Source organism: Streptomyces sp. NPDC032940, assembly GCF_040636935.1.
In the GTDB taxonomy this organism is placed as follows: domain Bacteria; phylum Actinomycetota; class Actinomycetes; order Streptomycetales; family Streptomycetaceae; genus Streptomyces.
Window position 1 is genome coordinate 20765 of the sequence record NZ_JBEZVJ010000017.1, and the last position, 25233, is coordinate 45997.

The window sequence follows — 25233 nt, forward strand, 5'->3', positions numbered from 1 at the left end:
CCGCGTCAGTCGTTCTCCAGCACGAAGGACGTCCGCACCTTCCCGAAGCCCTCGGCCTTCGCCTCCACCAGATACGTGCCCGCCTCGGCCGAACCCGCCGGGGGCGTCCCGCACTCGGGGGCGCTCGGCTTGCGGTCCCACTTCACGGTGGACGTGATGCCGCTGTCGGCGGCCACCCGGTACACGAGGCTTCCCGAGCCCTTGGGGCAGTCCCCGGAGGACCAGTAGGCGTCGTCGCCGCTCGCCGGGGTGATCGTCAGCACGGCGTGCTTCGGTCCGAGGTCGATCTTGCAGTCGCTGCCGGAGGTGTTCCGGGCGGTGACTTCAAAGGCGGGCGTCTGCCCGGGCGCGTAGGAGTTGCGGACGCTGCGCACGCTCAGCTTCACCGCGCTCGCGGTGCAGTCGGGCAGGCTCGAACCGGCCGGCAGCGCGTCGCCCGCGCCGACACCGGTGACCGGTCCGCCGGAACCCGAACCGCCGGATCCGTCGCCGCCGGCCTCGCCGGATCCGTCGCCGGCCTCGTCGCCCGAGCCGTCGCCGGAACCGGAACCGGAGCCCGAGCCGCTGGAGTCGCCGCCCTCCGACTCGTCGCGTCCGCCCGGCGCCTGACTGATCGCCGGGCCGGATCCCGAGGGGCCGGGCGTGATCGACGGCGCGGGGTGCTTGCCGTCGGCACCGTCGTCGTGCCCCTTCCCGCCGCCCCCGTCGCCGACGACCACGATCCACGTGACCAGCAGCGCCAACAGGGCGAACACGGACAGCAGTACGGCCCTCCGTCGCCAGTAGATGGAGGAGGGAAGCGGCCCGACCGGATTGCGCAGAGATCCCACGGCGCAAACTGTACGAGAGATCGGCGCGTTCCCTTGTCCCACCCGCCGCTTGGGCCCGCAACTTTTCCGGATCATCATCCCGGAGGGGCTCCGGCACCCCTGCCGATCGTCAGGTGCGGCACGTGTCGATCGCGGGGTGTGACCGGATCGCCCGATCGCCTACGGTCCGTGACCATGACCTTTGAGGACGACGAGCTCTACCGCGACATCACCGGCTTCGCCCACGACACCCCCACCTGGGTACAGCACACGGCGGAGGTGTGGACCGAGGCCGGACTCCTGCTGTTCGCCGCGCTGTTCGTCACCGCGTGGTGGAGGGCGCGCCGCGGCAGCCCACGGGCGTTCGCGATCGCGGTCCTTGCACCCGTGGCCACGGCTGTGGCGTACGTGTGCAGCGAACTGCTCAAGTCCGGCCTCACCGAGGAACGTCCGTGCCGGGCGGTCACCGGGGCCGTCGGCTCGCTGGCCGAGTGCCCGGCGAGCGGCGACTGGTCCTTCCCCAGCAACCACGCGACCATCGCGGGCGCCGCGGCCGTCGCGCTGGTCCTCGTCCGGCGTGCGCTCGTCTGGCTGACGGCGCCCCTGGCCCTGCTGATGGCCTTCTCCCGCGTCTTCGTCGGCGTCCACTACCCGCACGACGTCGCGGCCGGGCTGGTGCTGGGTGCCGTCGTCACGGTCGTCGCCGTACGGCTGGGCACCCGCCCGGCGACCCGGCTGGCCGGCGCGCTGCGGGCCTCGGAGGCGCCCGCCGTCCGGTGGCTCGCCGGGCCGGGGGCGGCCGGCGCGCCCGCGGCGGCGTACGTCGCCACGCACCGGCGGCGGTGAGCCCTCACGCGTCCGGTTCGACGAGTCCCGCCTCGTACGCCACGATCGCCGCCTGCACCCGGTTGCGGACGTCCAGCCGGTCCAGGACCGCGCTCACGTACGCCTTGACCGTGCCCTCGACGAGGTGCAGCCGGGCGGCGATCTCCGGGTTGGACAGGCCGGCGCCGACGAGGCCGAGCACTTCGCGTTCGCGGGGGCTGAGCCGCGCCACGCGCGCTCGTGCGTGTTCCGCGCGGGCGAGGCGGCCCCCGCCCCTGCCGAGGTCCTCGATGACGTACCGGGCCACCTTCGGCGACAGGAACGCGGCGCCGTCCGCCACGGCCCGTACGCCCGCCATCAGTTCGTACGGGTCACCGGACTTGAGCAGGAAGCCGGTGGCTCCCGCGGACAGCGCGCGGGCCACATAGGCCTGTTCGGAGAAGGTGGTCAGCATGGCGACAGCCGTGCCGGGGACCGTGCGCACGATCTCCTCGGCCGCCGCGAGGCCGTCCAGGCGGGGCATGCGGATGTCGAGCAGGGCGACGTCGGGGCGGTGGGCGCGGGTGAGTTCGACCGCCTCCCGGCCGTCGCCGGCCTCCGCGACGACCTCGCTCTCGCCGCCGCTCGCCAGGATCGCCCGCACCCCGGCCCGCACCATCGCCTCGTCGTCGGCCAGCAGGACCCGGATCACCGTACGAACTCCTCGTATTCCTCGCGTCCCTCGCCGGAGAGCCCGACGCGGGGGACGACGTCCTTGGCGACGAGGCGGCCCTCGTCGTCGAAGCAGAGCCTGAAGTGGTCGACGGAGACGAGGAGTTCACCGCTCGCCCGGTAGTAGCGGCAGTCCGTGTCCTCCGGCGGCGCGGGCGCCCGGTCGGAGGGCGGGTCGTGCACCGCGCGGTCGGGCAGCACGTCGGTGATCTGCGCGAGCGGCGTCCCCGGGGACAACTCGGCGTACGCGGCGGGGCTGAGCACCGAGTGCGTCTCCGTGTACGCGTACCAGCCGAAGGCCGCGCCGACCAGGACGACCCCGGCGCCGGCGGCGGCGCCCAGCCCGAGGGCGACGCGGCGGCGGGCCCGGGTGAAGGGGGCGGCGGGCGGGGCGGCGGCGCGTGGCGCTCCGGCGTCCTGGGCGGGGACGTACGCCCGGACCCGGAAGCCCTCGTCGTGCGGGCCCGCCTCGAGGTCGCCGCCGACGGAGGTCACGGCGGCGCGCAGCCCGAGGAGGCCGGAACCGCCCGCCGAGGGCGAAGCCGCCTCGGTGGCCCGGCCGTTGGTGACGGTGACCGTCGTGCCGTGGGCCTGTCCGGTGACCGCGACGACGACGGGGGCGCCCGGGGCGTGCCGGGCCGCGTTGGTCAGCGCCTCGCGCACCACGCGGTGCAGCAGCCGCCCGGCGACACCGGCCGGGTCCGGGGCGGGTGCGGTGTCCGCCGGCTCCCAGCGCACCGGGAGCCCCGACTCGGCGGCACGGGCGACGAGTTCGGCCACGCTCTCACCGGCCGGGGTCAGCGGGGCCGGCTCGTCGGCCTCGCGCAGCACGCCGATGATGCGGTGCAGCCGGTCCGTCGCGTCGGCGGCCGCCGCCCTCAGGTCGGCCGCGGCGGCACGGTGGTCCGGGGCGAGCCCGGGGGCGACCTGGAGGGCGCCGGCGCGCAGGGCGATCAGGCTCAGCTCGTGGCCGAGGGAGTCGTGCATGTCCTGGGCGATCCTGGCCCGCTCCCGCAGCCGGGCCCGCTCCTCGGTGTGCCGCTGCTCGTCCTCCAGCCGGGCCGCCCTGAGCCAGCCGGCCTCGGCGAGCGCGCGGCTCTGCCGCCAGTAGCGCCCGCCGAGCCAGGGGAAGACACAGCCGAAGAGCAGCGTGCCGGTCATGACGAGCCACTCCGGGGCCGGGTCCGCGCCGGTCAGCGCGATCCGGGCCGTGCCGACGGCGCCCACCGCGGCGAAGGCGGCCGCGGCGGGGCGTGCCCCGGGCGCTCGCAGGCCCAGGAGCAGGGCGAGGACGCCGAGCGCGGGGCCGTAGGAGACGCTGAACAGGGCGGGCGCGGCGATCAGGCTCAGGGCCGCGGCCAGGAGGAACGCCGCGAGGGGGCGGCGGCGGGCGATCGCGACGGCCGCGGCGAGCACGCCCAGACCGGCCAGCTGCTGCCCCACGGAGCGCGGCTCGTTCAGGCCGAGGCCGTCCGCCGTGACCGCCGGGACGGCGAGGACCGCCCACAGCAGGACACCTCGGGCGGCCGGCCGGAACCGGCGGAGGGCGCGCGGGGTGCCGCCGGCGCCCGTGGGGCCGTGGGGCTCGGGGGGCGGGGACCGCCGAGGGCGTCGCATGCCCCCGACGCTACAAGCGGTGGGGGCGGCGGCGCCCCTGCCGATCGTCAGGTGCCGCGGCCCGCGCGGGTGGCGGTTCGCCCGCGCGGGCCTCCTCCCGTGGCAGGATCGGAGGGTCATGACTGCGCCCACGAAGCCCTCGCACACCGGTCCGGCCGACCCCGCCGCCGCCCCGCCGGACACGGCCGCCCCGGCCGCCGGGCCGGCCGTGTCCGGTGAACCGCTGCACTCCCCCGTCATCGACTGGTTCGACGAGCACGCCCGCGACCTGCCGTGGCGGCGCCCGGAAGCCGGTGCGTGGGGCGTGATGGTCAGTGAGTTCATGCTCCAGCAGACGCCGGTCAGCCGGGTCCTGCCCGTGTACGAGCAGTGGATGGCCCGCTGGCCGCGTCCCGCGGACCTCGCCGCGGAGGCCCCCGGCGAGGCCGTCCGCGCCTGGGGCCGGCTCGGCTACCCGCGCCGCGCCCTGCGTCTGCACGGCGCCGCCGCCGCCATAACGGAACGGCACGGCGGGGACGTACCGTCCGACCACGCCCAGCTGCTGGCGCTGCCGGGCATCGGCGAGTACACGGCCGCCGCGGTCGCCTCCTTCGCCTACGGCCGGCGGCACGCCGTGCTGGACACCAACGTCCGCCGGGTCTTCGCCCGGGCGGTCACCGGGGTGCAGTACCCGCCGAACGCGACCACCGCCGCCGAACGGAAGCTGGCCCGCGCGCTGCTGCCGGAGGACGAGGCGCGCGCCGCACGCTGGGCCGCGGCCTCCATGGAGCTGGGCGCGCTGGTGTGCACGGCGCGCAACGAGTCGTGCCACCGCTGTCCGATCGCCGCGCAGTGTGCCTGGCGGCTGGCCGGCAAGCCCGCGCACGACGGGCCGCCGCGCCGCGGGCAGACCTACGCGGGCACCGACCGGCAGGTGCGCGGCCGGCTGCTCGCGGTTCTGCGTGAGGCGCACGGGCCGGTGCCGCAGGCGGCGCTGGACCGGGTGTGGCACGAGCCGGTCCAGCGCGCCCGCGCCCTGGACGGCCTGGTCGCCGACGGCCTGGTGGAGCCGCTGGCGGACGGGATGTACCGGCTGCCGCTGAGCTGACGCACAGCGGGGGCACAGCCGACACGTCACGGCGGGCACCGCCGTGACGGTCTGTGTCACAACGACCCGCCGGACAAATCACCCTTTACCGCACCCAATTCGCCCACTGCGGTGCCCGGTTACCTGCTTCGTTACACAACCGACGGACAGCCGAGGGTTAGCCGCAGGCTGCTTCGCACAGCGCCGTGACAACGCTTCCCTACCTTCGTTTCCGTGCCCGAGGGCACGGGACGGCTTTGCAGCACAGGCAGTGGGCCGGCGGGTGACCAACCGCCGGTAAACGGGGATCGGAAGGCGGTTGACCATGGCGCAGGGCGAGGTGCTCGAGTTCGAGGAGTACGTCCGTACCCGGCAGGACGCGCTGCTGCGCAGCGCCCGACGCCTGGTCCCCGACCCCGTCGACGCCCAGGACCTGCTCCAGACCGCGCTGGCGCGGACGTACGGCCGCTGGGAGACCATCGAGGACAAGCGGCTGGCGGACGCCTATCTGCGCCGGGTGATGATCAACACGCGGACCGAGTGGTGGCGGGCGCGGAAGCTGGAGGAGGTGCCGACCGAGCAGCTCCCGGAGTCCTGTGTGGACGACTCCACCGAGCAGCACGCGGACCGCGCCCTGCTGATGGACGTGATGAAGGTGCTCGCCCCGAAGCAGCGCAGCGTCGTGGTGCTGCGACACTGGGAGCAGATGTCAACGGAGGAGACCGCCGCCGCCCTCGGCATGTCGGCGGGAACGGTCAAGAGCACGCTGCACCGGGCGCTCGCCCGGCTCCGCGAGGAGCTGGTCGCCCGCGATCTGGACGCGCGGGCGCTGGAGCGTGAGGAGCGGGAGCGTTGCGCGGCCTGACCGACGGTCGGACACCCGGGGAGACCCGGAAGAGCGTGCGGGCGACGAGTACGGCGGTGGCCGTGTTCGTCGCCGTCGGCGTTTCCCTCTCCGGCTGTGCGGCCGGCGGCACCGGCGCGCGCGACGAGGGGCCGGCCCACGCGGACGCGGTCGGCGGGGTCGCCTCCGCCTCCCCGACGCCCGTGGTCTCCCCGTCCCGGGTCCCCGACCGGGTGGACGCGGTCCGGCTGGTCAAGGCCGATCCCAAGGTCTCGGCGGAGGTCAAGCGCGAGCTGAAGCCGTGCGTCGCCGACGAGTACCCGGTGGACGTGTCGTACGGGGAGCTGACCGCGGGCACCGCGGAGGACGTCGTCGTCAATGTGCTGACCTGCAGTGACGGCGTGGGCGTGGGGAGTTACGTGTACCGCGAGAAGGACGGCGGGTACGAGAATGTGTTCCAGGCCGAGGAGCCTCCGGTCTACGCCGAGATCGACCGCGGCGACCTGGTGGTGAGCAAGCAGGTCTACGAGAAGGGCGACCCGGTGTCGAGCCCGTCCGGCGAGAACGTGATCACGTACCGCTGGTCCGCGGGCCGCTTCACCGAGGCCTACCGCACGCACAACGACTACAGCAACGCCGTGGGGGCGGAGCCCACCCCGGCACCGGAAAGCTGACGTGTGACCGCGCCCGCAACCGACCATGACAACGAGGACTGAGAGCACCGGGATGGCAGACCAGACCCACGTCCTGTTCGTCGAGGACGACGACGTCATCCGCGAGGCCACGCAGCTCGCCCTGGAGCGCGACGGCTTCGCGGTCACCGCGATGCCCGACGGGCTGTCGGGCCTGGAGGCGTTCCGCGCCGACCGCCCGGACATCGCGCTGCTGGACGTCATGCTCCCCGGCCTCGACGGCGTCAGCCTGTGCCGCCGGATCCGCGACGAGTCCACCGTGCCGGTGATCATGCTGTCGGCGCGGGCGGACTCCATCGACGTCGTGCTGGGCCTGGAGGCGGGCGCCGACGACTATGTGACCAAGCCCTTCGACGGGGCCGTCCTGGTCGCCCGCATCCGTGCGGTGCTGCGCCGCTTCGGCCACGCCGGCGGCGGCGACCGGGCCGACGCGGGGTCCGTCGCGGACACCGGGGGCGTGCTCACCTTCGGCGAGCTGGTGGTCGACACCGACGGCATGGAGGTCCGGCGGGCCGGGCGGCCGGTGGCGCTCACTCCGACCGAGATGCGGCTGCTGCTCGAGTTCTCCTCCGCGCCGGGCACCGTGCTGTCGCGCGACAGGCTGCTGGAGCGGGTCTGGGACTACGGCTGGGGCGGTGACACCCGCGTCGTCGACGTCCATGTGCAGCGGCTGCGCACGAAGATCGGCCAGGACCGGATCGAGACGGTCCGCGGCTTCGGCTACAAGTTGAAGGCCTGAGCGGGGACATGCGGGGGTTCATCCGACGCCTGGCCGCCTCGCCCCTGAGGCGCGCGGGCATCCGTACGGGGCTGCGGTGGAAGCTCAGCGCGGCGATCGCGCTGGTCGGCGCGCTGGTGGCGGTCGCGCTGAGCCTGGTCGTGCACAACGCGGCCCGGGTGTCGATGCTGGACAACGCGCGCGACCTCGCGGACGACCGCGTCCTGATCGCGCAGCGCAACTACGAGCTCTCCGGCCGCCTGAACTTCCCGAACGCCCAGATCGACGACCCCGAGCTGCCGGCCGGGCTGCGCAAGAAGGTGGAGGCCGGGCGCCGGGCGACCTTCGTCTCCGAGCGGGCGAACGGCGTGACGGACATCTGGGCGGCCGTGCCGCTCAAGGACGGGCACGTGATGTCCCTGCACTCCGGGTTCACCGACCGCAGCGCCGACATCCTCAAGGATCTCGACCAGGCCCTGGTCATCGGCTCCATCGCGGTCGTCCTCGGCGGCAGCGCGCTCGGCGTGCTCATCGGCGGGCAGCTGTCGCGCCGGCTGCGCAAGGCCGCGGCCGCCGCCAACCAGGTCGCGAAGGGCGAGCCGGACGTCCGCGTCAGGGACGCCATCGGCGGCGTCGTCCGGGACGAGACCGACGACCTCGCGTCCGCCGTGGACGCGATGGCGGACGCCCTTCAGCAGCGTCTGGAGGCCGAGCGCCGGGTCACCGCGGACATCGCGCACGAGCTGCGCACGCCGGTGACGGGGCTGCTGACCGCCGCCGAGCTGCTGCCGCCGGGCCGGCCGACCGAGCTGGTGCTGGACCGGGCGAAGGCCATGCGCACGCTGGTGGAGGACGTGCTGGAGGTGGCCCGGCTGGACGGCGCCTCGGAGCGGGCCGAGCTGCAGGACATCATGCTGGGCGACTTCGTCAGCCGGCGGGTGGCGGCCAGGGACCCGGCCGTGCGTGTGCTGGTGGTGCACGAGTCGGAGGTCACCACCGACCCGCGGCGGCTGGAGCGCGTGCTGTTCAATCTGCTCGCCAACGCCGCCCGGCACGGCAGGCCGCCCATCGAGGTCAGCGTCGAGGGCCGGGTGATCCGGGTCCGCGACCACGGCCCCGGCTTCCCCGAGGACCTGCTCGCCGACGGCCCGAGCCGCTTCCGCACCGGCAGCGCGGACCGGGCCGGGCGCGGGCACGGGCTGGGGCTGACCATCGCGGCGGGGCAGGCCCGGGTGCTCGGTGCCCGGCTCACCTTCCGCAACGTCCGGCCCGCCGGGGCTCCCGAGCACATCCCGGCCGAGGGCGCGGTGGCGGTGCTGTGGCTGCCGGAACACGCGCCGACGAACACGGGGAGCTATCCGATGCTGCCGGACCGGGTGGCGGGCGGGGCGTAGCGCCGGGCGGGCCGGGCCTGGCACCGGGCGGGCCGGGGCCCGGTGCGCACGGCGTGGTCCGCGGGCGTCAGCAGGTCCGGCCGGGCCGGGCCGCGGTGGCTCTGAGCAGGTCCCGCAGCAGGTCGTGGTCGATGTCCTCGGCCTTGCGGAACCGCAGGCAGCCCTTGCCCATGTCCTGGCCGGCCAGCCGTTCCTCGAACGCCGCACGGACGTCATCGCGCATGAGGTAGAACGAGATGTACTGCTTCTGGCTCGCGAACGCGATCTCGCAGGCGCCGTCCCGCTCGTAGGCGGGCATCCCGTACGCCATGACCTCGTCGAATCCCGCCAGTTCCTCGAGGCACAGCGCGCGCACCCCGGCCAGCGCGGCCCTGCGCCCCTCGGGCACCTCCGTCAGATAACCGGCGACGTCGCCGGCCTCGCTCCGCACCATGCCGTGAGGGTATGCCACGGCGAAGGGCCTCCGGCGGCCGGAACCGCCAGGAGGCCCTAGTGACGGACGGGCGGGTCACACCGACTCGGTCACCGGCGCCTTCGGCGTCGCGGTGTCGCCGTCGCCGGCCGGGCCGTCCGCCGCCTTCGGCCCCGTCCCCTTGAGCGGGACCTCCTTGACGAACACGGCCGCGATCAGCGCGAGCACGGCCACCACCGAGCCCAGCAGGAACGCTCCGTGCGTACCGGCGGACACCGCGTGCTGGTAGGCCTCGCGCGCCGCGGCGGGCAGCTTGGCCAGGCTCGCCGCGTCCAGCTGCGCCGACTGCTCGGTCACCTTGGAGCCCAGCCCCCCGGCCTTCTCGGCCATGACGTCCTGGACCCGGTGGTTGAACAGGGCGCCCATGATCGCGACGCCGAAGGAGGAGCCGAGGGTGCGGAAGAGGGTGGTGGTCGAGGACGCGACGCCCATGTCCTTCATCTCGACGCTGTTCTGCGCCACCAGCATGGTGATCTGCATCAGGCAGCCCATGCCGAGACCGAGGACGGCCATGTAGAGGCCGGAGGTGAAGCGGGTGGTCCCGGTGTCCATCAGCGACAGCAGGAACAGTCCGACGGTCATCAGCGCGCCACCGGCCACCGGGAAGATCTTGTAGCGCCCGGTGCTGGTGGTCAGCCGGCCGGCGACCATGGACGTGACGAGCATCGCGCCCAGCATCGGCAGCAGGAGCAGCCCGGAGTTGGTGGCGGAGGCGCCCTGCACCGCCTGCTGGTACAGCGGCAGGAAGAGGGTGGCGCCGAACATCACGAAGCCGGTGATGAAGCCGATGAGGGACATCAGCGTGAAGTTGCGGTTGCGGAAGATGTGCAGCGGCACGACCGGCTCGGCGGCCCGGGTCTGCCAGAACACGAACCCGACCAGCGCGGCGACACCGATGCCGATCAGCTCCATGATGCGCGCGGAGGTCCAGGCGTACTCCGTGCCGCCCCAGGTGGTCACCAGCACGATGGCGGTGATGCCGACGGTCAGCAGTACGGCGCCCAGATAGTCGATGCGCGCGTCGCTGCGCTTCTTCGGCAGGTGCAGTACGGCAGTGATCGCGACCAGCGCGACCGCGCCGAGCGGCAGGTTGATGTAGAAGGCCCAGCGCCAGCCCCAGTGGTCGGTGATGGTGCCGCCGACCAGCGGTCCGCCGATCATCGCCAGCGCCATGACGCCGGCCATCATGCCCTGGTACTTGCCGCGCTCCCGCGGCGGGATCAGGTCGCCGATGATCGCCATGACGCCGACCATCAGACCGCCGGCGCCGAGACCCTGGACGGCGCGGAAGCCGATGAGCTGGCCCATGTCCTGGGCCATGCCGCTGAGCGCCGAGCCGATCAGGAAGATCACGATGGAGGACAGGAACGCACCCTTGCGCCCGTACATGTCGCCGATCTTGCCCCAGAGCGGGGTGGACGCCGCGGTCGCGAGGGCATAGGCGGTCACCACCCACGACAGGTGTTCCAGGCCGCCCAGCTCGCCGACGATCGTCGGCATCGCCGTGCCGATGATCATGTTGTCGAGCATCGCGAGCATCATCGCGATCATGAGCGCGAGCAGAACCACCCGCACGCTCTTCGGCTGTTTCCCGCCGTCGGTGTCGACGGCGTTGCCCGTCGCCGTGTCCGTCATCGCTGCCACTCCCCCAGCTACCGCTGTGCGCATCGCTACTTACTTGCCGCCCGGCAAGCTGACTACACTAGGAAGGTAGAACCTCACTAGCCGGGCGTCAAGTAAGTTCTCGGCGCGTGCGCGGAGCAGGAGGTGCGTAGGAGGATGGGCGGCACGATGGACACCACCAAGCAGCAGCGGCGCCGCGGGGACACCCGCCAGCGCATCCAGGACGTGGCGCTCGAGCTCTTCGCCGAGCAGGGGTACGAGAAGACCTCGCTCCGTGAGATCGCCGAGCGCCTCGACGTCACCAAGGCGGCGCTGTACTACCACTTCAAGACGAAGGAAGAGATCCTCGTCAGCATCTTCGAGGATCTCTCGCGGCCGATCGAGGACCTGATCGAATGGGGCCGGCTCCAGCCGCACACCCTGGAGACCAAGCAGGAGATCGTCCGCCGCTACAGCGAGGCGCTGGCGGGCGCGGCGCCGCTCTTCCGCTTCATGCAGGAGAACCAGGCGGCACTGCGGGAACTGCGCATCGGGGAGATGTTCAAGACCCGGGTGCTGGGCCTGCGGGACATCCTCATCGACCCGGAAGCGGACCTGGTCGACCAGGTCCGCTGTGTCAGTGCGCTGTTCACCCTGCACGCCGGGATGTTCGCCCTCCAGGACCTGGAGGCCGACCCCGAGCGCAAGCGCGAGGCCGTGCTCGAGGTCGCCACCGATCTGGTGGCACAGGCGCACCGAGGTGCCGGGGACTGACCGGCCCGCGCACGACCGGGGGCGCCTGACGGACGACGCGTGACCGACCGCATCCGGCCGGTCACGTTCCGCCGGTCAGGCCCGGGGAGTCCGGATCCCGGCCGGGCGGCCGCGTTCCGTCACGCTCAGACGGTCACGCCGTGGGCGCGCAGGAAGGCGACCGGGTCGACGGCCGAGCCGTAGTTCGGCGTCGTGCGGATCTCGAAGTGCAGGTGCGGACCGCTCGAGTTACCGGTGTTGCCGGACTTGGCTATGTGCTGGCCGGTCTTCACGACCTGGCCGATCTTCACGTCGATGCGCGACAGGTGGGCGTACTGGGAGTACGTGCCGTTGCCGTGCTTGATGACGATGGCGTTGCCGTAGGCGGGGCCGTCACCGGCGCCGTTGCCGCCGGCCTTGACGACGGTGCCGCCGTGGGCGGCCACGACATTGGTGCCGATCGGCACGGCGAAGTCCTGGCCGCTGTGCTTGTGCGCCCACATGCCGCCGTTCTGGGCGAACTTGGCGCTGAGCGCGTACTTCTTGACCGGGTCCACCCAGGAGGCCGCCTTCTTCTTGGCGGCGGCCTTCTTGGCGCTCGCGGAGGCCTTCTCGGCCTTCGCCGCCTTCGCCTGCGCCGCGGCCTGGGCCTCGACGGCGTTGGCGACGGTGGAGGTGCCGGAGGCCGCCGTGGTGCCGCTGGCGGCCGCGACCCCTGCTCCCAGTGCGACCGAGGCTCCGAGGCCGGCGGCCATCACGGCGGCGCGGGTGCGGACGGTGGTCGTACGGGAGGAGCGGGGGGACGTGACACGCGAGAACATTCGAACCTCATGGGGACGGGAACACAGGAACGCCCCTCGGGGGTGCTGGCGGATGCACAGGCACTCACCGGGCGGGCTCCACATTGGTAACCCGCCGGGCCGTACCAGCACAAAGGTGTGATCTACGACCCTATCTAGTACTTCAGCGTGAAACTTCCTGAGTCACTACAGACCAGCTATTACGGACAAAACCAGCTCAGAGCCCTGCATACAGCCCACCACTCCAGTGCGATCTGTCCGTTTTCTTAGTTCTTGCGGCGTCGACTATTCCGCGTAGTACCGGCCAAATGACCTGTGCGGCACGTCACCGGAGGCCATGATCGACAGGCCGGTGGATGTGACCCGGGCTACTCCGTTTCCGGTTAACCCACCCCTCGCACAAGGGCGTTCAGTCACCCCCGATCGTGGCCGAGGCCACACGGATCGGGCCCTTCACGTGGCACTACTCGCCAGTAACCCAAACGTTGCCGTCCCGCCACTTGCCCAGGCGAGCATGCACGCGTCAACTTTGGTGCCGTCAGGCATCCGCGCAGTTCATGAGAGGACCCCACCCCCCATGACCGAACAGAACGGACAGACCAGACAGGGCGGCCGGACGGACCGCGCGGGGCGGTCCGGGCGCACCCGGCGGCGCGCCCTCGGCACCGCCGCCGTCACGACGGCCGCACTGGCCGTGGCCGTCATCCCGGCCGACGCGGCCCCCGCCGCCCCTACGGCCTCCACGGCCGCCGCCGCAGACGTCGACTACACCACCTGGCAGCGGGACTGCCGGGCCGTGATGGACCAGGCGCTGCCCTATCTGAAGGCGCGGATCGCCGACGCCGCCCCCGGCGAGAAGCAGGCGATCGTCCTCGACATCGACAACACGTCCCTGGAGACCGACTTCGGCTTCAGCTATCCGCAGCCCGCGAACCGTCCGGTCCTGGAGGCCGCCCGGTACGCCCAGGAGCACGGCGTCGCCCTCTTCTTCGTGACCGCCCGGCCGGGCATCATCCAGGCGCCCACCGAGTGGAACCTCGACCACGCCGGCTACGAGTCCTCCGGCCTCTACGTCCGCGGCTTCCTCGACCTGTTCCGCGACGTGGCCGAGTACAAGACCGCGCAGCGCGCGAACATCGAGTCGAAGGGCTACACGATCATCGCCAACATCGGCAACACGCCCACCGACCTGTCGGGCGGCCACGCCGAGAAGACCTTCAAGCTTCCGGACTACGACGGCCAGTTGTCCTGACCCCCGATAGGCTCCCCGCGTCGACCTACCACGGGGGTGGCGCATGGAACCGGCGGTGCTCGGCGGGAAGTTGGCGTCCTCCCTGGTCGCCCCGCTGGTGAAGAAGCTGTTCGTGACGGACGGGCCGGGCGCCGGGCTGACCGACAGGCCCGTCCGGCTGACCCGTCTGGTGTCCTTCCGGGGCGAGCGGCGCCACCTCGGCGAGGCAGAGGTGGCCAGGCTCGCCGGGCGGCTGGTCGGAACGGCCCTCGACTCCCCCGGCGAGCCGCCCTTCGCGGGCGACGAGGCGGACGCCGTCACCCACGCCCTGACGGCCCGTCTGACGGCCCTCGGCGACCTGGACATGGACGACGTCCAGGCGGTCCGGCTCGGCCACCGGGAGCTGGCCGCCCAGCTGCGCCGGCACGCCCCCGGCGCCGGTGACGGCCTGTCCACCGACGCCGGCCACTTCCTCGACTCCGCGACGGAGTGGGCCTGCCTGCACATCCTGGAGTTCTTCACCCGACGCTCGACGTTCGTGGCGCGGACGCTGGTGGAGCAGACGCGGTCCCAGAGGGAACTGATCGCCAAGGTCGACGAGCTGATCGTCCGCACCCCGCGCCCGGACACCCGGGACACCGCGTTCGAGCGCCGGTACCTGCCGTACGTGGCCGACCGGCACAACCACCTCACCATCTACGGCCTCGACCTCCGCGACTCCCCCGACCGCTGGCCCTTGGAGGTCGCGTACCTGAGCCTGGAGGCGACCGTCGACGGGGAACCCGGCCGGGACGCCGTGCCGGGCGAGAACCCGCCGGCCCGCACCGGACGGATGCCCGCCGGCGCGGCACTCGACAAGGAACCCCGTGTGCTGCTGCGCGGCGACGCGGGCTCCGGCAAGACGACCCTGGTGCAGTGGCTGGCGGTGACCGCGGCCCGGGAGGGCACGCGCGTCCCCTTCGTCCTCCCCTTGCGCACCCTGTTCCGCACCGGCCCCCTGCCGGCCCCGTCCGCCTTCCTCAGCGCGGTCGGCTGCCCGCTGTCACCGCCGGACGGCTGGGCGGAACGTGTCCTGACGGCGGGCCGCGCACTGGTCATGATCGACGGCCTGGACGAGATCTCGCAGGCCGACCGCCATGCCACGCGTGACTGGCTGAGCGGCCTCCTCCACGCCTACCCCGGCAACCACTGGCTGCTGACCACCCGGCCCACCGCCGTGCGCGCGGACTGGCTCGCCCAGGAACGCTTCGGGGAACTCTCCCTCGCTCCGATGGGCCGGTCGGAGGTCGCCACCTTCGTCCACCGCTGGCACGAGGCAGCCCGCGCCCCGGAGTACGAGCAGCGGCTGCTGGACTCCCTGCGCACCAAGCGCGACCTGGCCCGCCTCGCCACCAACCCGCTGATGTGCGGCCTGATCTGCGCCCTGCATCGCGAGCGTCGCGGCTATCTCCCCACCGGCCGCAAGGAGTTGTACGACGCCGCCCTCACCATGTTGCTGGCCCGCCGCGACCGGGAGCGAGGCATGGACGCGCTGGAGCTGGGCGAGGAGGCCCAGCTCGAGCTGCTCCAACGGCTCGCCTACGCCCTGGTGCTGAGCGGGCTCACCGAGATGGAGATGGGAACCGCCGAGGGCATCGTGGAGCGCTGCCTGCCGTCGGTCGCCGCGGCGGCCGGGCAGGGCGACGCGGCGACGGTCCTGCGGACCCTCCTGCTGCGCAGCGGGCTGCTGCGCCGGCCCGAGGAAGGGGTGCTGGAATTCGTCCACCGCACCTTCCAGGACTACCTGGGCGCCCGGTACGCGGTGGAGGAGGGCCACCTGGACGTCCTGGCCGGCCACGCCCAGGACACCCGGTGGGAGGACGTCATCCGCATGGCGGTCGCCCACGCCCGTCCCGGCGAGCGTGCGGTGCTGCTGCGCCGGCTGCTGGCCCAGGACACCCCGCGGCTGACCCTGCTGGCCCTGGCCTGCCTGGAACACGCCACCGCGCTGGACCCCGCGGTGCGGGCGGAGGTGGAGACGCGGGCGGGGGCGCTGATCCCTCCCGGCTCGAAGGAGGAGGCGAAGACACTGGCCGAGGCGGGCCCCCTGGTGCTGGAGCTGCTGCCGGGCCCGGAGGGCCTGACGGACGCGGAGGCCCACGGGGTGACGGTGACGGCCTCGCTGCTCGCGGAGTACGAACCGGACGGGAGCCTCGCCGTGCTGCGCCGGTACCGGAAGCACCCCTCGCTTGACGTGCGGCGCCAGCTGGTGGGGACCTGGGAACGGTTCGAGGCACGGGAGTACGCCGTCGAGGTGCTGGAGCACCTGGACCGGACGGGCCTCACGCTGACCTGCGCCACCGGGGCCCAGCGCACGGTCGCCGCGGGCCTGTCGCCGTGGCACCGCCTGGAGTTCCGGGGACGGCAGTGCCTCGCGGACGTCATCGCCGCGGTGACCGAACCGGATGTCGTCGAGACGCTGCGCCTGCTGTACAACCCGGGGGCGGGCGATCTGGGTCCGCTCACTGCCTTTCCCTCGCTGCGGCGGCTGGTGGTGATCGACTGCTGGTCCGCGCGCGGATTCGGGCGGCTCGCGGGGCTGCCGCTCCACCAGCTCGTCGTCGGCCGGGTCGCCGACGTCGACGGCCTGCGGCGGCTGGACTCGCTCCGCCTGCTGTCGCTGACGCACCCCGTGGCCGGAAGGTGTCTGACGGACGTCCTGCCCGCCGCCGCTCCCTTGGACTTCCTCTTCCTGGGCCGCGGCACGACGGACGAGACCGGGCTGCGCGGCCTGTCCCACTGGGTCCGGCTGAAGGTGCTCAGCCTGGCCCCCACGGCGCCGCTGACCGCGGACGACTGGGCCGAGGTCGGCCGGCTTCCGCTGCTGACCCGGCTCCAGCTGAACGCGCGCCTCTTCCGGGACGGACTCGGACCCATGCCGGTCCTGCCCGGGATCACCGAGCTCCGTCTGGCCGAACTCCGGGGTGGCGAGGACTTCTCCATGCTGCCGTCGCGCCTGCCCGGCGTCCGCGTCGTCGACGTCCAGGGCGCCCCGGGGCCCCGCCCCGACGCCGCCGCCTTCAGGGCTCTCTTCCCGGGCGCCGAGGTGACGGTGAGCGACCGCTGACACGGCGAAGGGGCCGCTCCGGGACCGAAGTCCCGGAGCGGCCCCTTCACAGGCTCACCCCGGAGGGCTACGCCTCCTTGCTCAGGTTCGGGCCGGCGCCGCCGGCCGCCTGCTCGATCGGCGGGACGTCGGGGAGGGCCGACTTCTCCTCACCCCGGAAGGTGAAGGTCTTGGCCTCGCCCTCGCCCTCGGTGTCCACGACCACGATGTGACCGGGACGCAGCTCGCCGAAGAGGATCTTCTCCGACAGCGAGTCCTCGATCTCGCGCTGGATGGTTCGGCGCAGCGGCCGGGCGCCCAGCACGGGGTCGTAGCCCTTCTTGGACAGCAGCTCCTTGGCGGACTGGGAGAGCTCGATGCCCATGTCCCGGTCCTTCAGGCGCTCGTCCACCTTGCCGATCATCAGGTCGACGATCGCGAGGATGTCGTCCTGGGTCAGCTGCGGGAAGACGACCACGTCGTCGACGCGGTTGAGGAACTCGGGGCGGAAGTGCTGCTTGAGCTCGTCCGACACCTTGTTCTTCATGCGCTCGTAGTTGGTCTTCGTGTCGCCCGCGGCGGCGAAGCCCAGGTTGAAGCCCTTGGAGATGTCCCGGGTGCCGAGGTTGGTCGTCATGATGATGACCGTGTTCTTGAAGTCCACGACCCGGCCCTGGGAGTCGGTCAGGCGACCGTCCTCCAGGATCTGCAGCAGCGAGTTGAAGATGTCCGGGTGGGCCTTCTCGACCTCGTCGAAGAGGACGACCGAGAACGGCTTGCGGCGCACCTTCTCCGTCAGCTGGCCGCCCTCCTCGTAGCCCACGTAACCGGGGGGCGAACCGAAGAGACGGGAGACCGTGTGCTTCTCGCTGAACTCCGACATGTCGAGGGAGATCAGCGCGTCCTCGTCACCGAAGAGGAACTCGGCGAGCGCCTTGGACAGCTCGGTCTTACCGACACCGGACGGACCGGCGAAGATGAACGAGCCACCCGGACGCTTCGGGTCCTTCAGGCCGGCACGGGTACGCCGGATCGCCTTCGAGAGCGCCTTGACGGCGTCCTTCTGGCCGATGACCCGCTTGTGGAGCTCGTCCTCCATGCGCAGCAGGCGGGACGACTCCTCCTCCGTGAGCTTGAAGACCGGAATGCCGGTGGCGGTCGCGAGGACCTCGGCGATCAGCTCGCCGTCGACCTCGGCGACGACGTCCATGTCGCCGGCCTTCCACTCCTTCTCCCGCTTGGCCTTGGCGGCGAGGAGCTGCTTCTCCTTGTCGCGCAGGGAGGCGGCCTTCTCGAAGTCCTGCGAGTCGATCGCGGACTCCTTGTCGCGGCGGACGCCGGCGATCTTCTCGTCGAACTCGCGGAGGTCCGGCGGCGCGGTCATCCGGCGGATGCGCATCCGGGAACCGGCCTCGTCGATCAGGTCGATCGCCTTGTCCGGCAGGAAGCGGTCCGAGATGTAGCGGTCGGCGAGCGTCGCCGCCTGGACGAGGGCCTCGTCCGTGATGGAGACGCGGTGGTGGGCCTCGTAGCGGTCGCGCAGACCCTTGAGGATCTCGATCGTGTGCGGCAGCGACGGCTCCGCGACCTGGATGGGCTGGAAGCGGCGCTCGAGGGCCGCGTCCTTCTCCAGGTGCTTGCGGTACTCGTCCAGCGTGGTGGCACCGATGGTCTGCAGCTCACCGCGGGCCAGCATCGGCTTGAGGATGCTCGCGGCGTCGATGGCGCCCTCGGCGGCACCCGCACCGACCAGCGTGTGCAGCTCGTCGATGAACAGGATGATGTCGCCGCGGGTGCGGATCTCCTTGAGGACCTTCTTCAGGCGCTCCTCGAAGTCACCGCGGTAACGGGAGCCGGCGACCAGCGCGCCCAGGTCCAGGGTGTAGAGGTGCTTGTCCTTGAGGGTCTCGGGCACCTCGCCCTTGACGATGGCCTGCGCGAGGCCCTCGACGACGGCGGTCTTGCCGACGCCGGGCTCACCGATCAGCACCGGGTTGTTCTTGGTACGGCGGGACAGCACCTGCATGACCCGCTCGATCTCCTTCTCGCGCCCGATGACCGGGTCGAGCTTGGACTCACGAGCGGCCTGGGTGAGGTTCCGGCCGAACTGGTCGAGGACCAGGGACGTCGAGGGGGTGCCCTCGGCAGGCCCGCCGGCGGTGGCGGTCTCCTTGCCCTGGTAACCGGAGAGCAGCTGGATGACCTGCTGCCGCACCCGGTTCAGATCTGCGCCCAGCTTGACCAGGACCTGGGCGGCGACGCCCTCGCCCTCGCGGATCAGGCCGAGCAGGATGTGCTCCGTGCCGATGTAGTTGTGACCCAGCTGAAGGGCCTCGCGGAGCGACAGCTCCAGGACCTTCTTGGCACGGGGGGTGAAGGGGATGTGACCCGACGGGGCCTGCTGGCCCTGCCCGATGATCTCCTCCACCTGCTGGCGGACCGCCTCGAGCGAAATCCCGAGGCTCTCAAGGGCCTTGGCGGCGACACCCTCACCCTCGTGGATCAGGCCCAGGAGGATGTGCTCGGTGCCGATGTAGTTGTGGTTGAGCATCCGGGCTTCTTCCTGAGCCAGGACGACAACCCGCCGCGCGCGGTCGGTGAACCTCTCGAACATCGTTAATCGCTCCTCAGAGCGGTCAGGCAGTAAGGGGAACTTCCCCTCCCTGTCCTTCCGCAGCTTAGTCCCGCAAGCGGGGACCGCTCATTCCAACTGCCGACACCGTCGATGGCCTCCTGACCCCTGACGCCGACATCTGCCACAACCCGATGGTGCGAGACGATGTTCCCGCAGGCCAGGCACTTACCCCGCTCGCCAGTACGCCGATGGCGAACGTGAGACGGCCCGATCTGCGTGTCGCCCCCTCCCACTAGGGATGTCTTACCCGCTGGGACTGACACTCCATGCCGCGCACACCGGTTCCCTCCGCTACGGGCGAACAACCTTGCGCCTCTCCACACCCCCGCGCGCCCCCGTTTCCCGTACCGAACGCATCCGTCCGACCACTCAGCGTAACCCGAGCGGCTTTTCGGCGGTTGCTTGTGGCATGGCCGGCGTCCTGCCCACGACCTCCACGGTGCCGTTCCCCCGCCGACCGCTCGAAGCGAGCGGGGCGTGGGAGCGGGTGCGGTCGTGGTACGAGAGCGGGCTCGGCTGGCCGACGGCTCCCGGAGTCCCCGTACGGCTTCGCACGGGCGTCCGTTTCGACGTCATCGACGTCCCGGCCGATGCCGGTCACGCGGCGCTGCGGCGCCAGGAACGCGAGTTTCCCGTGGCGCTGCGGGGCGAGCGGATGCTGCTGCTGGTGGCCGTGGGCGGCGCGGACGAGCTGCCCGGGCTGTTGGACTGGCTGGAGTGGGGCTCCCTGACGCTCGACCTGCGGGCGGTCGGCGCGGGCGGCCTCGTGGACGCGCCCCTGCCTCCGGAGTGTGATCCCCCGTCGTCGCCACCGTGGCCTGCGGGCCGGGACGCTTCGCAGGGGGCCGCCGTATGGCTGCGGCCCCCCGGGACGGACGGCGAGGCCGAGGCCTCGCTGCCGACGCTGTCGGCCCTGGGGGGCGCCGGGACCGCCCCCGATCTCGCACGGCTGGTGCACACGCTGGCGACGCAGTGCCACCGGCTCCGGCTCTCCCGGGCGCGACGCTGAGGGCTTGCTCGCCGAGGGCGTGCGGGCCGGGAGCGGGCGGGCCGGGCGTGTGCGGGCCGGGTCGGTGACGTGTGCCGCGATCAGCCGTTGGCCTCTTCGTACGCCTGACGGATCGCCGCGGGCACCCGGCCGCGGTCGTTGACCTCGTGGCCGTTCTCCTTCGCCCACGCGCGGATCGCCGCGGTGTCCTGGCTGCCGCCCGAGGAGGCGCGCGTCTTGCCGCGCCCGCCCGAAGCACGGCCCCCGGTCCGACGGCCGCCCTTGACGTAGGGCTCGAGAAGACCACGGAGCTTGTCCGCGTTGGCGGTGGTGAGATCGATCTCGTACGTCTTGCCGTCCAGCGCGAACGTCACCGTCTCGTCCGCCTCGCCGCCGTCGAGGTCATCGACAAGAAGGACCTGAACCTTCTGTGCCACCGGATTTCCTTTCATCGATAACGTGAGGGCCGGGATGCGTGGGGTCCGCCGGGATCCGCCGTATCGCCGTCCCTTGTTATATGCAGTACTGCAGTACGCCGGAAAGCAAACCGCTTTTGCCGGAAAAACACAAACCCCCGGCGGGAACCCGCAGGACCTCTCCGGCCCGGAAAGGTGCGCGTTTCGGACATAGGGAACCCGCGTGCGGTCCGTCGGCGGAATAAACCTGGCGAGGGGCTTGCCTACGGGGCGTCCCTTGGACGCTTCCGGCGTTCGGTCACAGATGCAGAAGCATCCGGCTGTTGCCGAGGGTGTTCGGTTTCACTCGTTCGAGACCGAGGAACTCCGCTACGCCCTCGTCATAGGAACGCAGTAGCTCGGCGTAGACATCGGTGTCCACCGGTGTCTCCCCGATCTCCACGAAGCCGTGCTTGCTGAAGAAGTCCACTTCGAAGGTGAGACAGAAAACGCGGCGAACGCCCAGCCGGCGTGCGGTGTCCAGCAACTTCTCCAGCAACCGGTGCCCGACGCCGGCCCCCTTCAGGCCCGGCTTCACCGCGAGAGTCCGGACTTCCGCGAGGTCTTCCCACATCACGTGCAGGGCGCCACAGCCGGCCACCTCGGCGTTGTCGTCCCGTTCCGCGACCCAGAACTCCTGGATGCTCTCGTAAAGCGTCACCATCGCTTTGTCGAGCAGGATGCGGTCGCGGACGTACTCGTCGAGGAGCCGGCGTACGGCCGGGACATCGCTGGTGCGGGCCCGCCGGACGGTGATGGCAATTGACATGTGGGGACGCTATCGCTCGCCGGTGCCGGTCACGGAGCCGGGGCCCGGCGCGGGTGTTTCCGGGCCCTGCACGATGCGGATGGCGTCCCTGAGCGCCTCGCGCTGTTCCTCGCTCATCATGCCGAAGAAGGCGATGAGAGCGGCGGTGGCGTTGTCGCTCTGCGACCACGCGTCGTTCATCAGGGCTGCGGCGTAGGCGGCGCGGGTGGAGACCGCCTCATATCGATAGGCCCGGCCTTCGGCCTCGCGGCGGACCCAGCCCTTCTGATGGAGATTGTCCAGGACGGTCATGACGGTGGTGTACGCGATCGACCGTTCCTGTTGGAGATCTTCCAGAACTTCTCGAACGGTCACCGGGCGGTTCCACTTCCACACCCGCGTCATGACCGCGTCTTCGAGTTCTCCCAATGGGCGAGGCACGCTCCCGACAATAGTGCGGAATCGGATCGATCGGGTGCGGGGCATGCGGATTCGCGTGTTTTGGGGGTGGATGGGGGTGAAAAGGGCGTACGGCTCGTCGGCGCGGGAGCGCGGAGGAGCCGTACGGGGGTGTGCGGTGCCCTTGGGTGTGCGGGCCCTTGGGTGTGCGGGTCAGGCTTCCGGGTGTGCGGGCGTCTGGCGGGCGCCCTCCGCCCTCGCGAGGGCGGCGTCCACGGCCGCGTCCTCCTTGGTCTTGCTGGCGCCGCCCTGGGTCTTCACGATCACCCTGACGACACCGATGAAGAAGGCCGCCATGACGACCGGGGGGAGGAGCGCGGAGACGTAGTCCATGGATCCAGGGTAGCCAGGCCGGGTCAGCCGGCGGCGAGGTGGTGCCGGGAGCCGGCGGGGGGCGGGGTCGGCTTGCGGCGGGGGAAGACCTCGCCGGGGGTGGGGACGGGGCGTTTCGGGGTGGCCGGCGTCGCCGGGGCGGGGGTGGGGGCCGGCTTCTGCGGGGGCTTCGCGCCGGGGCGGGCGGCCGGATCCTGGTCACCGGCGCAGCGGCCGCCCGGGAGGGCGTGGAGGTGGGTGCGGGCGGCGGGGACGGTGGCGGTGGCGGTGGTGGCGGCCGCGTTCGCCGGGGGTGCGCAGCGGGTGAGGAGGGCTGCGGCGGTGGGGTTGCCGCGCAGGGCCCGGAGGGCGGCGAGGTCGTCCGCGAGGGGGGTGTGGCCGGCGCTGAGGGCCTCGTCGAGGAGGGCGAGGTAGCCGGTGACGCTGCCGGGGAGGGCGGCGCGGTACCGGGCGAGGTCGGCGAGCAGGAAGGCGCGCAGCCGGGCGCTCTCCTCCATCGCCTCGTCGAGCGACTCCGCGAGGCGGAGACAGTCCTGGACGTCCTCGGCCGAGGCGGGGCTGGGGTTCAGGGCGAGGGCGAGGGCGCGCCGGAGCACACGCAGCTCCTGAGCGCCGAACGCCATGCCGCCTCGGGATCCGTATGGCGTGGGCATGCGGCGACGATACGCGCTAATCAGACAAACTTGGCATAACGGGTGGGTGTGGCGCGGGGGACCCACCCGGATGCGGTGGCCTCCGGCGGTTGTGTGGCGCCGTGCGCGGTGCCTGCGGTGACCTCCGGTGGTTGTGTGGCGCCGTGCGCGGTGCCTGCGGTGGCCTGTGCGGGTTCGGTGGGGGTGCGTGTAGCGCGTTCGGTCCGGTGGTGGGTCGGGGCCGCGCCGGGGGGTGTCCGTCCTCGGAACGGCGCGAAATCGGTTACCTGGCAGCAGGCGGGGCGTTGACGCGCCAACCGCTGCGGGCGGACACCCCCCGACACGGCCCCTTCTCGCCGTACGCGACTGACGGCCGCAATCCCACTGAGCTGCGGGCAGTCGTGCCTCCCCCAGTGCCTGAAGGGCCTGGGAGGTACCCCCAGGGGCGATGGGGGTCCCCCCGCTCTGGGGAGGCACCCCCGCAGCACCGGGCCGCGTCACCCGCCCCCGCCCAGCAACCGCGCCGGGCACCCCGGCAACACGGGGAACCAGAGCGCCCACTCGCGCCGGGCACCCCCGCTACATGCGGGACACGTTGCGTTCGTAGACCAGTCGGAGACCGATCAGCGTCAGCCACGGCTCGTGTTCGTCGATGACCGACGACTCGCCCAGCACCATCGGCGCCAGTCCCCCCGTCGCGATGACCGTCACGTCGTCGGGGTCGGTCGCCAGCTCGCGGGCCATGCGGTTGACCACCCCGTCCACCTGGCCCGCGAAGCCGTAGACGATCCCGGACTGCATCGCCTCGACCGTGTTCTTGCCGATCACGCTGCGCGGCCGCGCCACCTCGATCTTGCGGAGCTGCGCGCCCTTGACGCCGAGCGCCTCGACGGAGATCTCGATGCCGGGGGCGATGACGCCGCCGACGTACTCCCCGCGCGCGCTCACCGCGTCGAACGTAGTCGCCGTGCCGAAGTCCACGACGATCGCCGGGCCGCCGTAGAGCTCGACCGCGGCGACCGCGTTGATGATGCGGTCGGCGCCGACCTCCTTGGGGTGGTCGGTGAGGATCGGGACGCCGGTCTTGACGCCCGGTTCGACCAGGACCGCGGGGACGTCGCCGTAGTAGCGGCGGGTGACCTCGCGGAGTTCGTGCAGGACCGAGGGGACGGTCGCGCAGATGGCGATGCCGTCGATGCCGTCGCCCAGTTCGCCGCCGAGGAGCGGGTGCATGCCCATCAGGCCCTGGAGGAGGACCGCCAGCTCGTCGGCCGTGCGGCGCGAGTCCGTGGAGATGCGCCAGTGCTCGACGATGTCCTCGCCGTCGAAGAGGCCCAGGACGGTGTGCGTGTTGCCTACGTCGATGGTCAGCAGCATGCCTCTACTCCGCTTCCCGCAGGTCGAGGCCGATGTCCAGGATCGGGGAGCTGTGGGTGAGGGCGCCCACGGCGAGGTAGTCGACGCCCGTGTCGGCGTACGCCTTGGCGTTGTCGAGGGTGAGGCGGCCGGAGGCCTCCAGGGCGGCGCGGCCGTCGACGAGGGCCACCGCCTCCTCGCACTCGCCCGGCGTGAAGTTGTCCAGCAGGATCAGGTCGGCGCCGGCGTCCAGGACCTCGCGCAGCTGGTGGAGCGTGTCGACCTCGACCTCGATGGGGACGTCCGGGAAGCGCTCGCGGACCGCCTGGAAGGCCGCCGCCACGCCGCCCGCGGCGACCACGTGGTTGTCCTTGACCAGGGCCGCGTCCGAGAGGGACATGCGGTGGTTGACGCCACCGCCGCAGCGGACCGCGAACTTCTCCAGGGAGCGCAGGCCCGGGGTCGTCTTGCGGGTGTCCCGGACGCGGGTCTTCGTGCCTTCGAGGACGTCCTCCCACGCGCGCGTGGCGGTCGCGATACCCGACAGGCGGCACAGGAGGTTGAGCGCGCTGCGTTCGGCGGTGAGGAGGTCGCGGGTGCGGGTGGTGACCGTCAGGAGCCTCTGGCCGGGCTCCACCCGGTCGCCGTCCGCCACGTGGCGTTCCACTTCGAACTCGTCCGTCGCGACGATCGACAGGACCGCCTCGGCGACCCTGAGGCCGGCCACGACGCCCGCCTCGCGCGCGGTGAAGTCGGCGGTGGCCACCGCGTCCTCGGGGATGGTCGCGACCGTCGTCACGTCCACGCCGTGGGCCAGGTCCTCCTGGAGGGCGACGTTCGCGATGTCCTCGACCTCCACGGGGTCGAGGCCGGAGTCCAGCAGGAGGGCGGCGAGCGCGGGGTCGAGGCCGCACTCCAGGTAGGTCTCGTCGTCGGTGTCCGAGCCGCAGGCGCAGCCGTCGCCGCAGCCTCCGCCGGAGGCGAGGGGAAGGTCGTGGGTGTTCACTG

At 72.2% G+C, this 25233-nt stretch carries 24 protein-coding genes; 10 read left to right on the plus strand and 14 right to left on the minus strand.

Translation table 11 applies throughout. The features are described from left to right. Positions 1-5: 5 nt before the first annotated feature. The gene (locus tag AB0E77_RS20830; RefSeq protein WP_361572759.1) at positions 6-830 is read right to left on the minus strand and encodes a hypothetical protein; all 825 of its coding nucleotides are present in this window, start codon (positions 828-830) and stop codon (positions 6-8) included. Between the two features lie 174 nt (positions 831-1004). Here AB0E77_RS20830 and AB0E77_RS20835 point away from each other — a divergent pair, with 174 nt between their 5' ends. Then, positions 1005-1655 (plus strand): phosphatase PAP2 family protein, encoded by a 651-nt coding sequence (locus tag AB0E77_RS20835; RefSeq protein ID WP_361572761.1) that lies wholly within the window; start codon positions 1005-1007, stop codon positions 1653-1655. A gap of 4 nt (positions 1656-1659) precedes the next feature. Here AB0E77_RS20835 and AB0E77_RS20840 read toward each other — a convergent pair whose 3' ends face one another. Together AB0E77_RS20840 and AB0E77_RS20845 are read right to left on the minus strand one after the other, a co-directional pair. Beyond that, entirely contained in the window at positions 1660-2325 is a 666-nt protein-coding gene (locus AB0E77_RS20840) for a response regulator transcription factor (protein WP_361572763.1), read from the minus strand. Further along, positions 2322-3962, minus strand: a complete 1641-nt coding sequence (locus tag AB0E77_RS20845; RefSeq protein ID WP_361572765.1) for a histidine kinase — start codon at positions 3960-3962, stop codon at positions 2322-2324. The genes AB0E77_RS20840 and AB0E77_RS20845 overlap by 4 nt, the downstream gene beginning before the upstream one ends. A 118-nt stretch (positions 3963-4080) precedes the next feature. Between AB0E77_RS20845 and AB0E77_RS20850 the strand changes: the two genes are divergently transcribed. The 5 genes from AB0E77_RS20850 (at position 4081) to cseC (ending at position 8676) form a co-directional block, all read left to right on the plus strand. After that, the gene (locus tag AB0E77_RS20850) at positions 4081-5049 is read left to right on the plus strand and encodes an A/G-specific adenine glycosylase (RefSeq protein WP_361572767.1); all 969 of its coding nucleotides are present in this window, start codon (positions 4081-4083) and stop codon (positions 5047-5049) included. A 304-nt stretch (positions 5050-5353) separates the two neighbouring features. After that, positions 5354-5893, plus strand: coding sequence for a SigE family RNA polymerase sigma factor (locus AB0E77_RS20855; RefSeq protein WP_161166322.1), 540 nt, complete (start codon positions 5354-5356; stop codon positions 5891-5893). Continuing rightward, positions 5881-6546 (plus strand): hypothetical protein, encoded by a 666-nt coding sequence (locus AB0E77_RS20860; RefSeq protein ID WP_361572769.1) that lies wholly within the window; start codon positions 5881-5883, stop codon positions 6544-6546. Before AB0E77_RS20855 ends, AB0E77_RS20860 begins: the two co-directional genes overlap by 13 nt. A gap of 52 nt (positions 6547-6598) precedes the next feature. Continuing rightward, on the plus strand, positions 6599-7303 hold the full coding sequence (gene cseB, locus AB0E77_RS20865) for a two-component system response regulator CseB (RefSeq protein WP_361572771.1): 705 nt from the start codon (positions 6599-6601) through the stop codon (positions 7301-7303). Positions 7304-7311: 8 nt separating this feature from the next. Then, on the plus strand, positions 7312-8676 hold the full coding sequence (gene cseC / locus AB0E77_RS20870; RefSeq protein WP_361572773.1) for a two-component system sensor histidine kinase CseC: 1365 nt from the start codon (positions 7312-7314) through the stop codon (positions 8674-8676). A 67-nt stretch (positions 8677-8743) separates the two neighbouring features. Here cseC and AB0E77_RS20875 read toward each other — a convergent pair whose 3' ends face one another. Next, positions 8744-9109 carry a DUF1801 domain-containing protein gene (locus AB0E77_RS20875; protein WP_361572775.1) on the minus strand — a complete coding sequence of 122 codons (366 nt, stop codon included), beginning with the start codon at positions 9107-9109 and terminating at the stop codon, positions 8744-8746. 75 nt (positions 9110-9184) lie between these two features. Further along, positions 9185-10783: an MDR family MFS transporter gene (locus AB0E77_RS20880; RefSeq protein WP_361572777.1), complete on the minus strand. Its 1599-nt coding sequence runs from the start codon at positions 10781-10783 to the stop codon at positions 9185-9187. A 144-nt stretch (positions 10784-10927) separates the two neighbouring features. On the opposite strand from AB0E77_RS20880, the gene AB0E77_RS20885 reads away from it, so the two are divergent. Next, positions 10928-11524: a helix-turn-helix domain-containing protein gene (locus tag AB0E77_RS20885; protein WP_361572779.1), complete on the plus strand. Its 597-nt coding sequence runs from the start codon at positions 10928-10930 to the stop codon at positions 11522-11524. A gap of 125 nt (positions 11525-11649) precedes the next feature. Here AB0E77_RS20885 and AB0E77_RS20890 read toward each other — a convergent pair whose 3' ends face one another. Next, entirely contained in the window at positions 11650-12324 is a 675-nt protein-coding gene (locus AB0E77_RS20890; protein WP_361572781.1) for a M23 family metallopeptidase, read from the minus strand. 556 nt (positions 12325-12880) lie between these two features. On the opposite strand from AB0E77_RS20890, the gene AB0E77_RS20895 reads away from it, so the two are divergent. Together AB0E77_RS20895 and AB0E77_RS20900 are read left to right on the plus strand one after the other, a co-directional pair. Then, positions 12881-13555, plus strand: coding sequence for an HAD family acid phosphatase (locus AB0E77_RS20895; protein WP_361572783.1), 675 nt, complete (start codon positions 12881-12883; stop codon positions 13553-13555). Between the two features lie 43 nt (positions 13556-13598). Next, entirely contained in the window at positions 13599-16640 is a 3042-nt protein-coding gene (locus AB0E77_RS20900) for an NACHT domain-containing protein (protein ID WP_361572785.1), read from the plus strand. 67 nt (positions 16641-16707) lie between these two features. On the opposite strand, the gene AB0E77_RS20905 is transcribed toward AB0E77_RS20900, so the two are convergent. Beyond that, the gene (locus AB0E77_RS20905) at positions 16708-19233 is read right to left on the minus strand and encodes an ATP-dependent Clp protease ATP-binding subunit (RefSeq protein ID WP_351022932.1); all 2526 of its coding nucleotides are present in this window, start codon (positions 19231-19233) and stop codon (positions 16708-16710) included. A gap of 430 nt (positions 19234-19663) precedes the next feature. On the opposite strand from AB0E77_RS20905, the gene AB0E77_RS20910 reads away from it, so the two are divergent. Further along, positions 19664-20263 (plus strand): SCO3374 family protein, encoded by a 600-nt coding sequence (locus tag AB0E77_RS20910; RefSeq protein ID WP_361572787.1) that lies wholly within the window; start codon positions 19664-19666, stop codon positions 20261-20263. 80 nt (positions 20264-20343) lie between these two features. Here AB0E77_RS20910 and AB0E77_RS20915 read toward each other — a convergent pair whose 3' ends face one another. From AB0E77_RS20915 to nadC, 7 genes are all read right to left on the minus strand, one after another. Further along, positions 20344-20679 (minus strand): Lsr2 family protein, encoded by a 336-nt coding sequence (locus AB0E77_RS20915; protein WP_361572789.1) that lies wholly within the window; start codon positions 20677-20679, stop codon positions 20344-20346. A gap of 277 nt (positions 20680-20956) precedes the next feature. After that, complete coding sequence (locus AB0E77_RS20920) at positions 20957-21466, minus strand: amino-acid N-acetyltransferase (RefSeq protein WP_361572791.1); 510 nt, start codon at positions 21464-21466, stop codon at positions 20957-20959. Between the two features lie 9 nt (positions 21467-21475). Continuing rightward, complete coding sequence (locus AB0E77_RS20925) at positions 21476-21850, minus strand: BlaI/MecI/CopY family transcriptional regulator (RefSeq protein ID WP_361572793.1); 375 nt, start codon at positions 21848-21850, stop codon at positions 21476-21478. A 207-nt stretch (positions 21851-22057) separates the two neighbouring features. Then, positions 22058-22237: a hypothetical protein gene (locus tag AB0E77_RS20930; protein ID WP_361572795.1), complete on the minus strand. Its 180-nt coding sequence runs from the start codon at positions 22235-22237 to the stop codon at positions 22058-22060. A gap of 23 nt (positions 22238-22260) precedes the next feature. Beyond that, complete coding sequence (locus tag AB0E77_RS20935) at positions 22261-22890, minus strand: hypothetical protein (protein ID WP_361572797.1); 630 nt, start codon at positions 22888-22890, stop codon at positions 22261-22263. A 558-nt stretch (positions 22891-23448) separates the two neighbouring features. Continuing rightward, entirely contained in the window at positions 23449-24246 is a 798-nt protein-coding gene (locus tag AB0E77_RS20940) for a type III pantothenate kinase (protein WP_361572799.1), read from the minus strand. 4 nt (positions 24247-24250) lie between these two features. Then, positions 24251-25231, minus strand: a complete 981-nt coding sequence (gene nadC, locus AB0E77_RS20945; RefSeq protein WP_361572949.1) for a carboxylating nicotinate-nucleotide diphosphorylase — start codon at positions 25229-25231, stop codon at positions 24251-24253. Positions 25232-25233 lie beyond the last annotated feature (2 nt).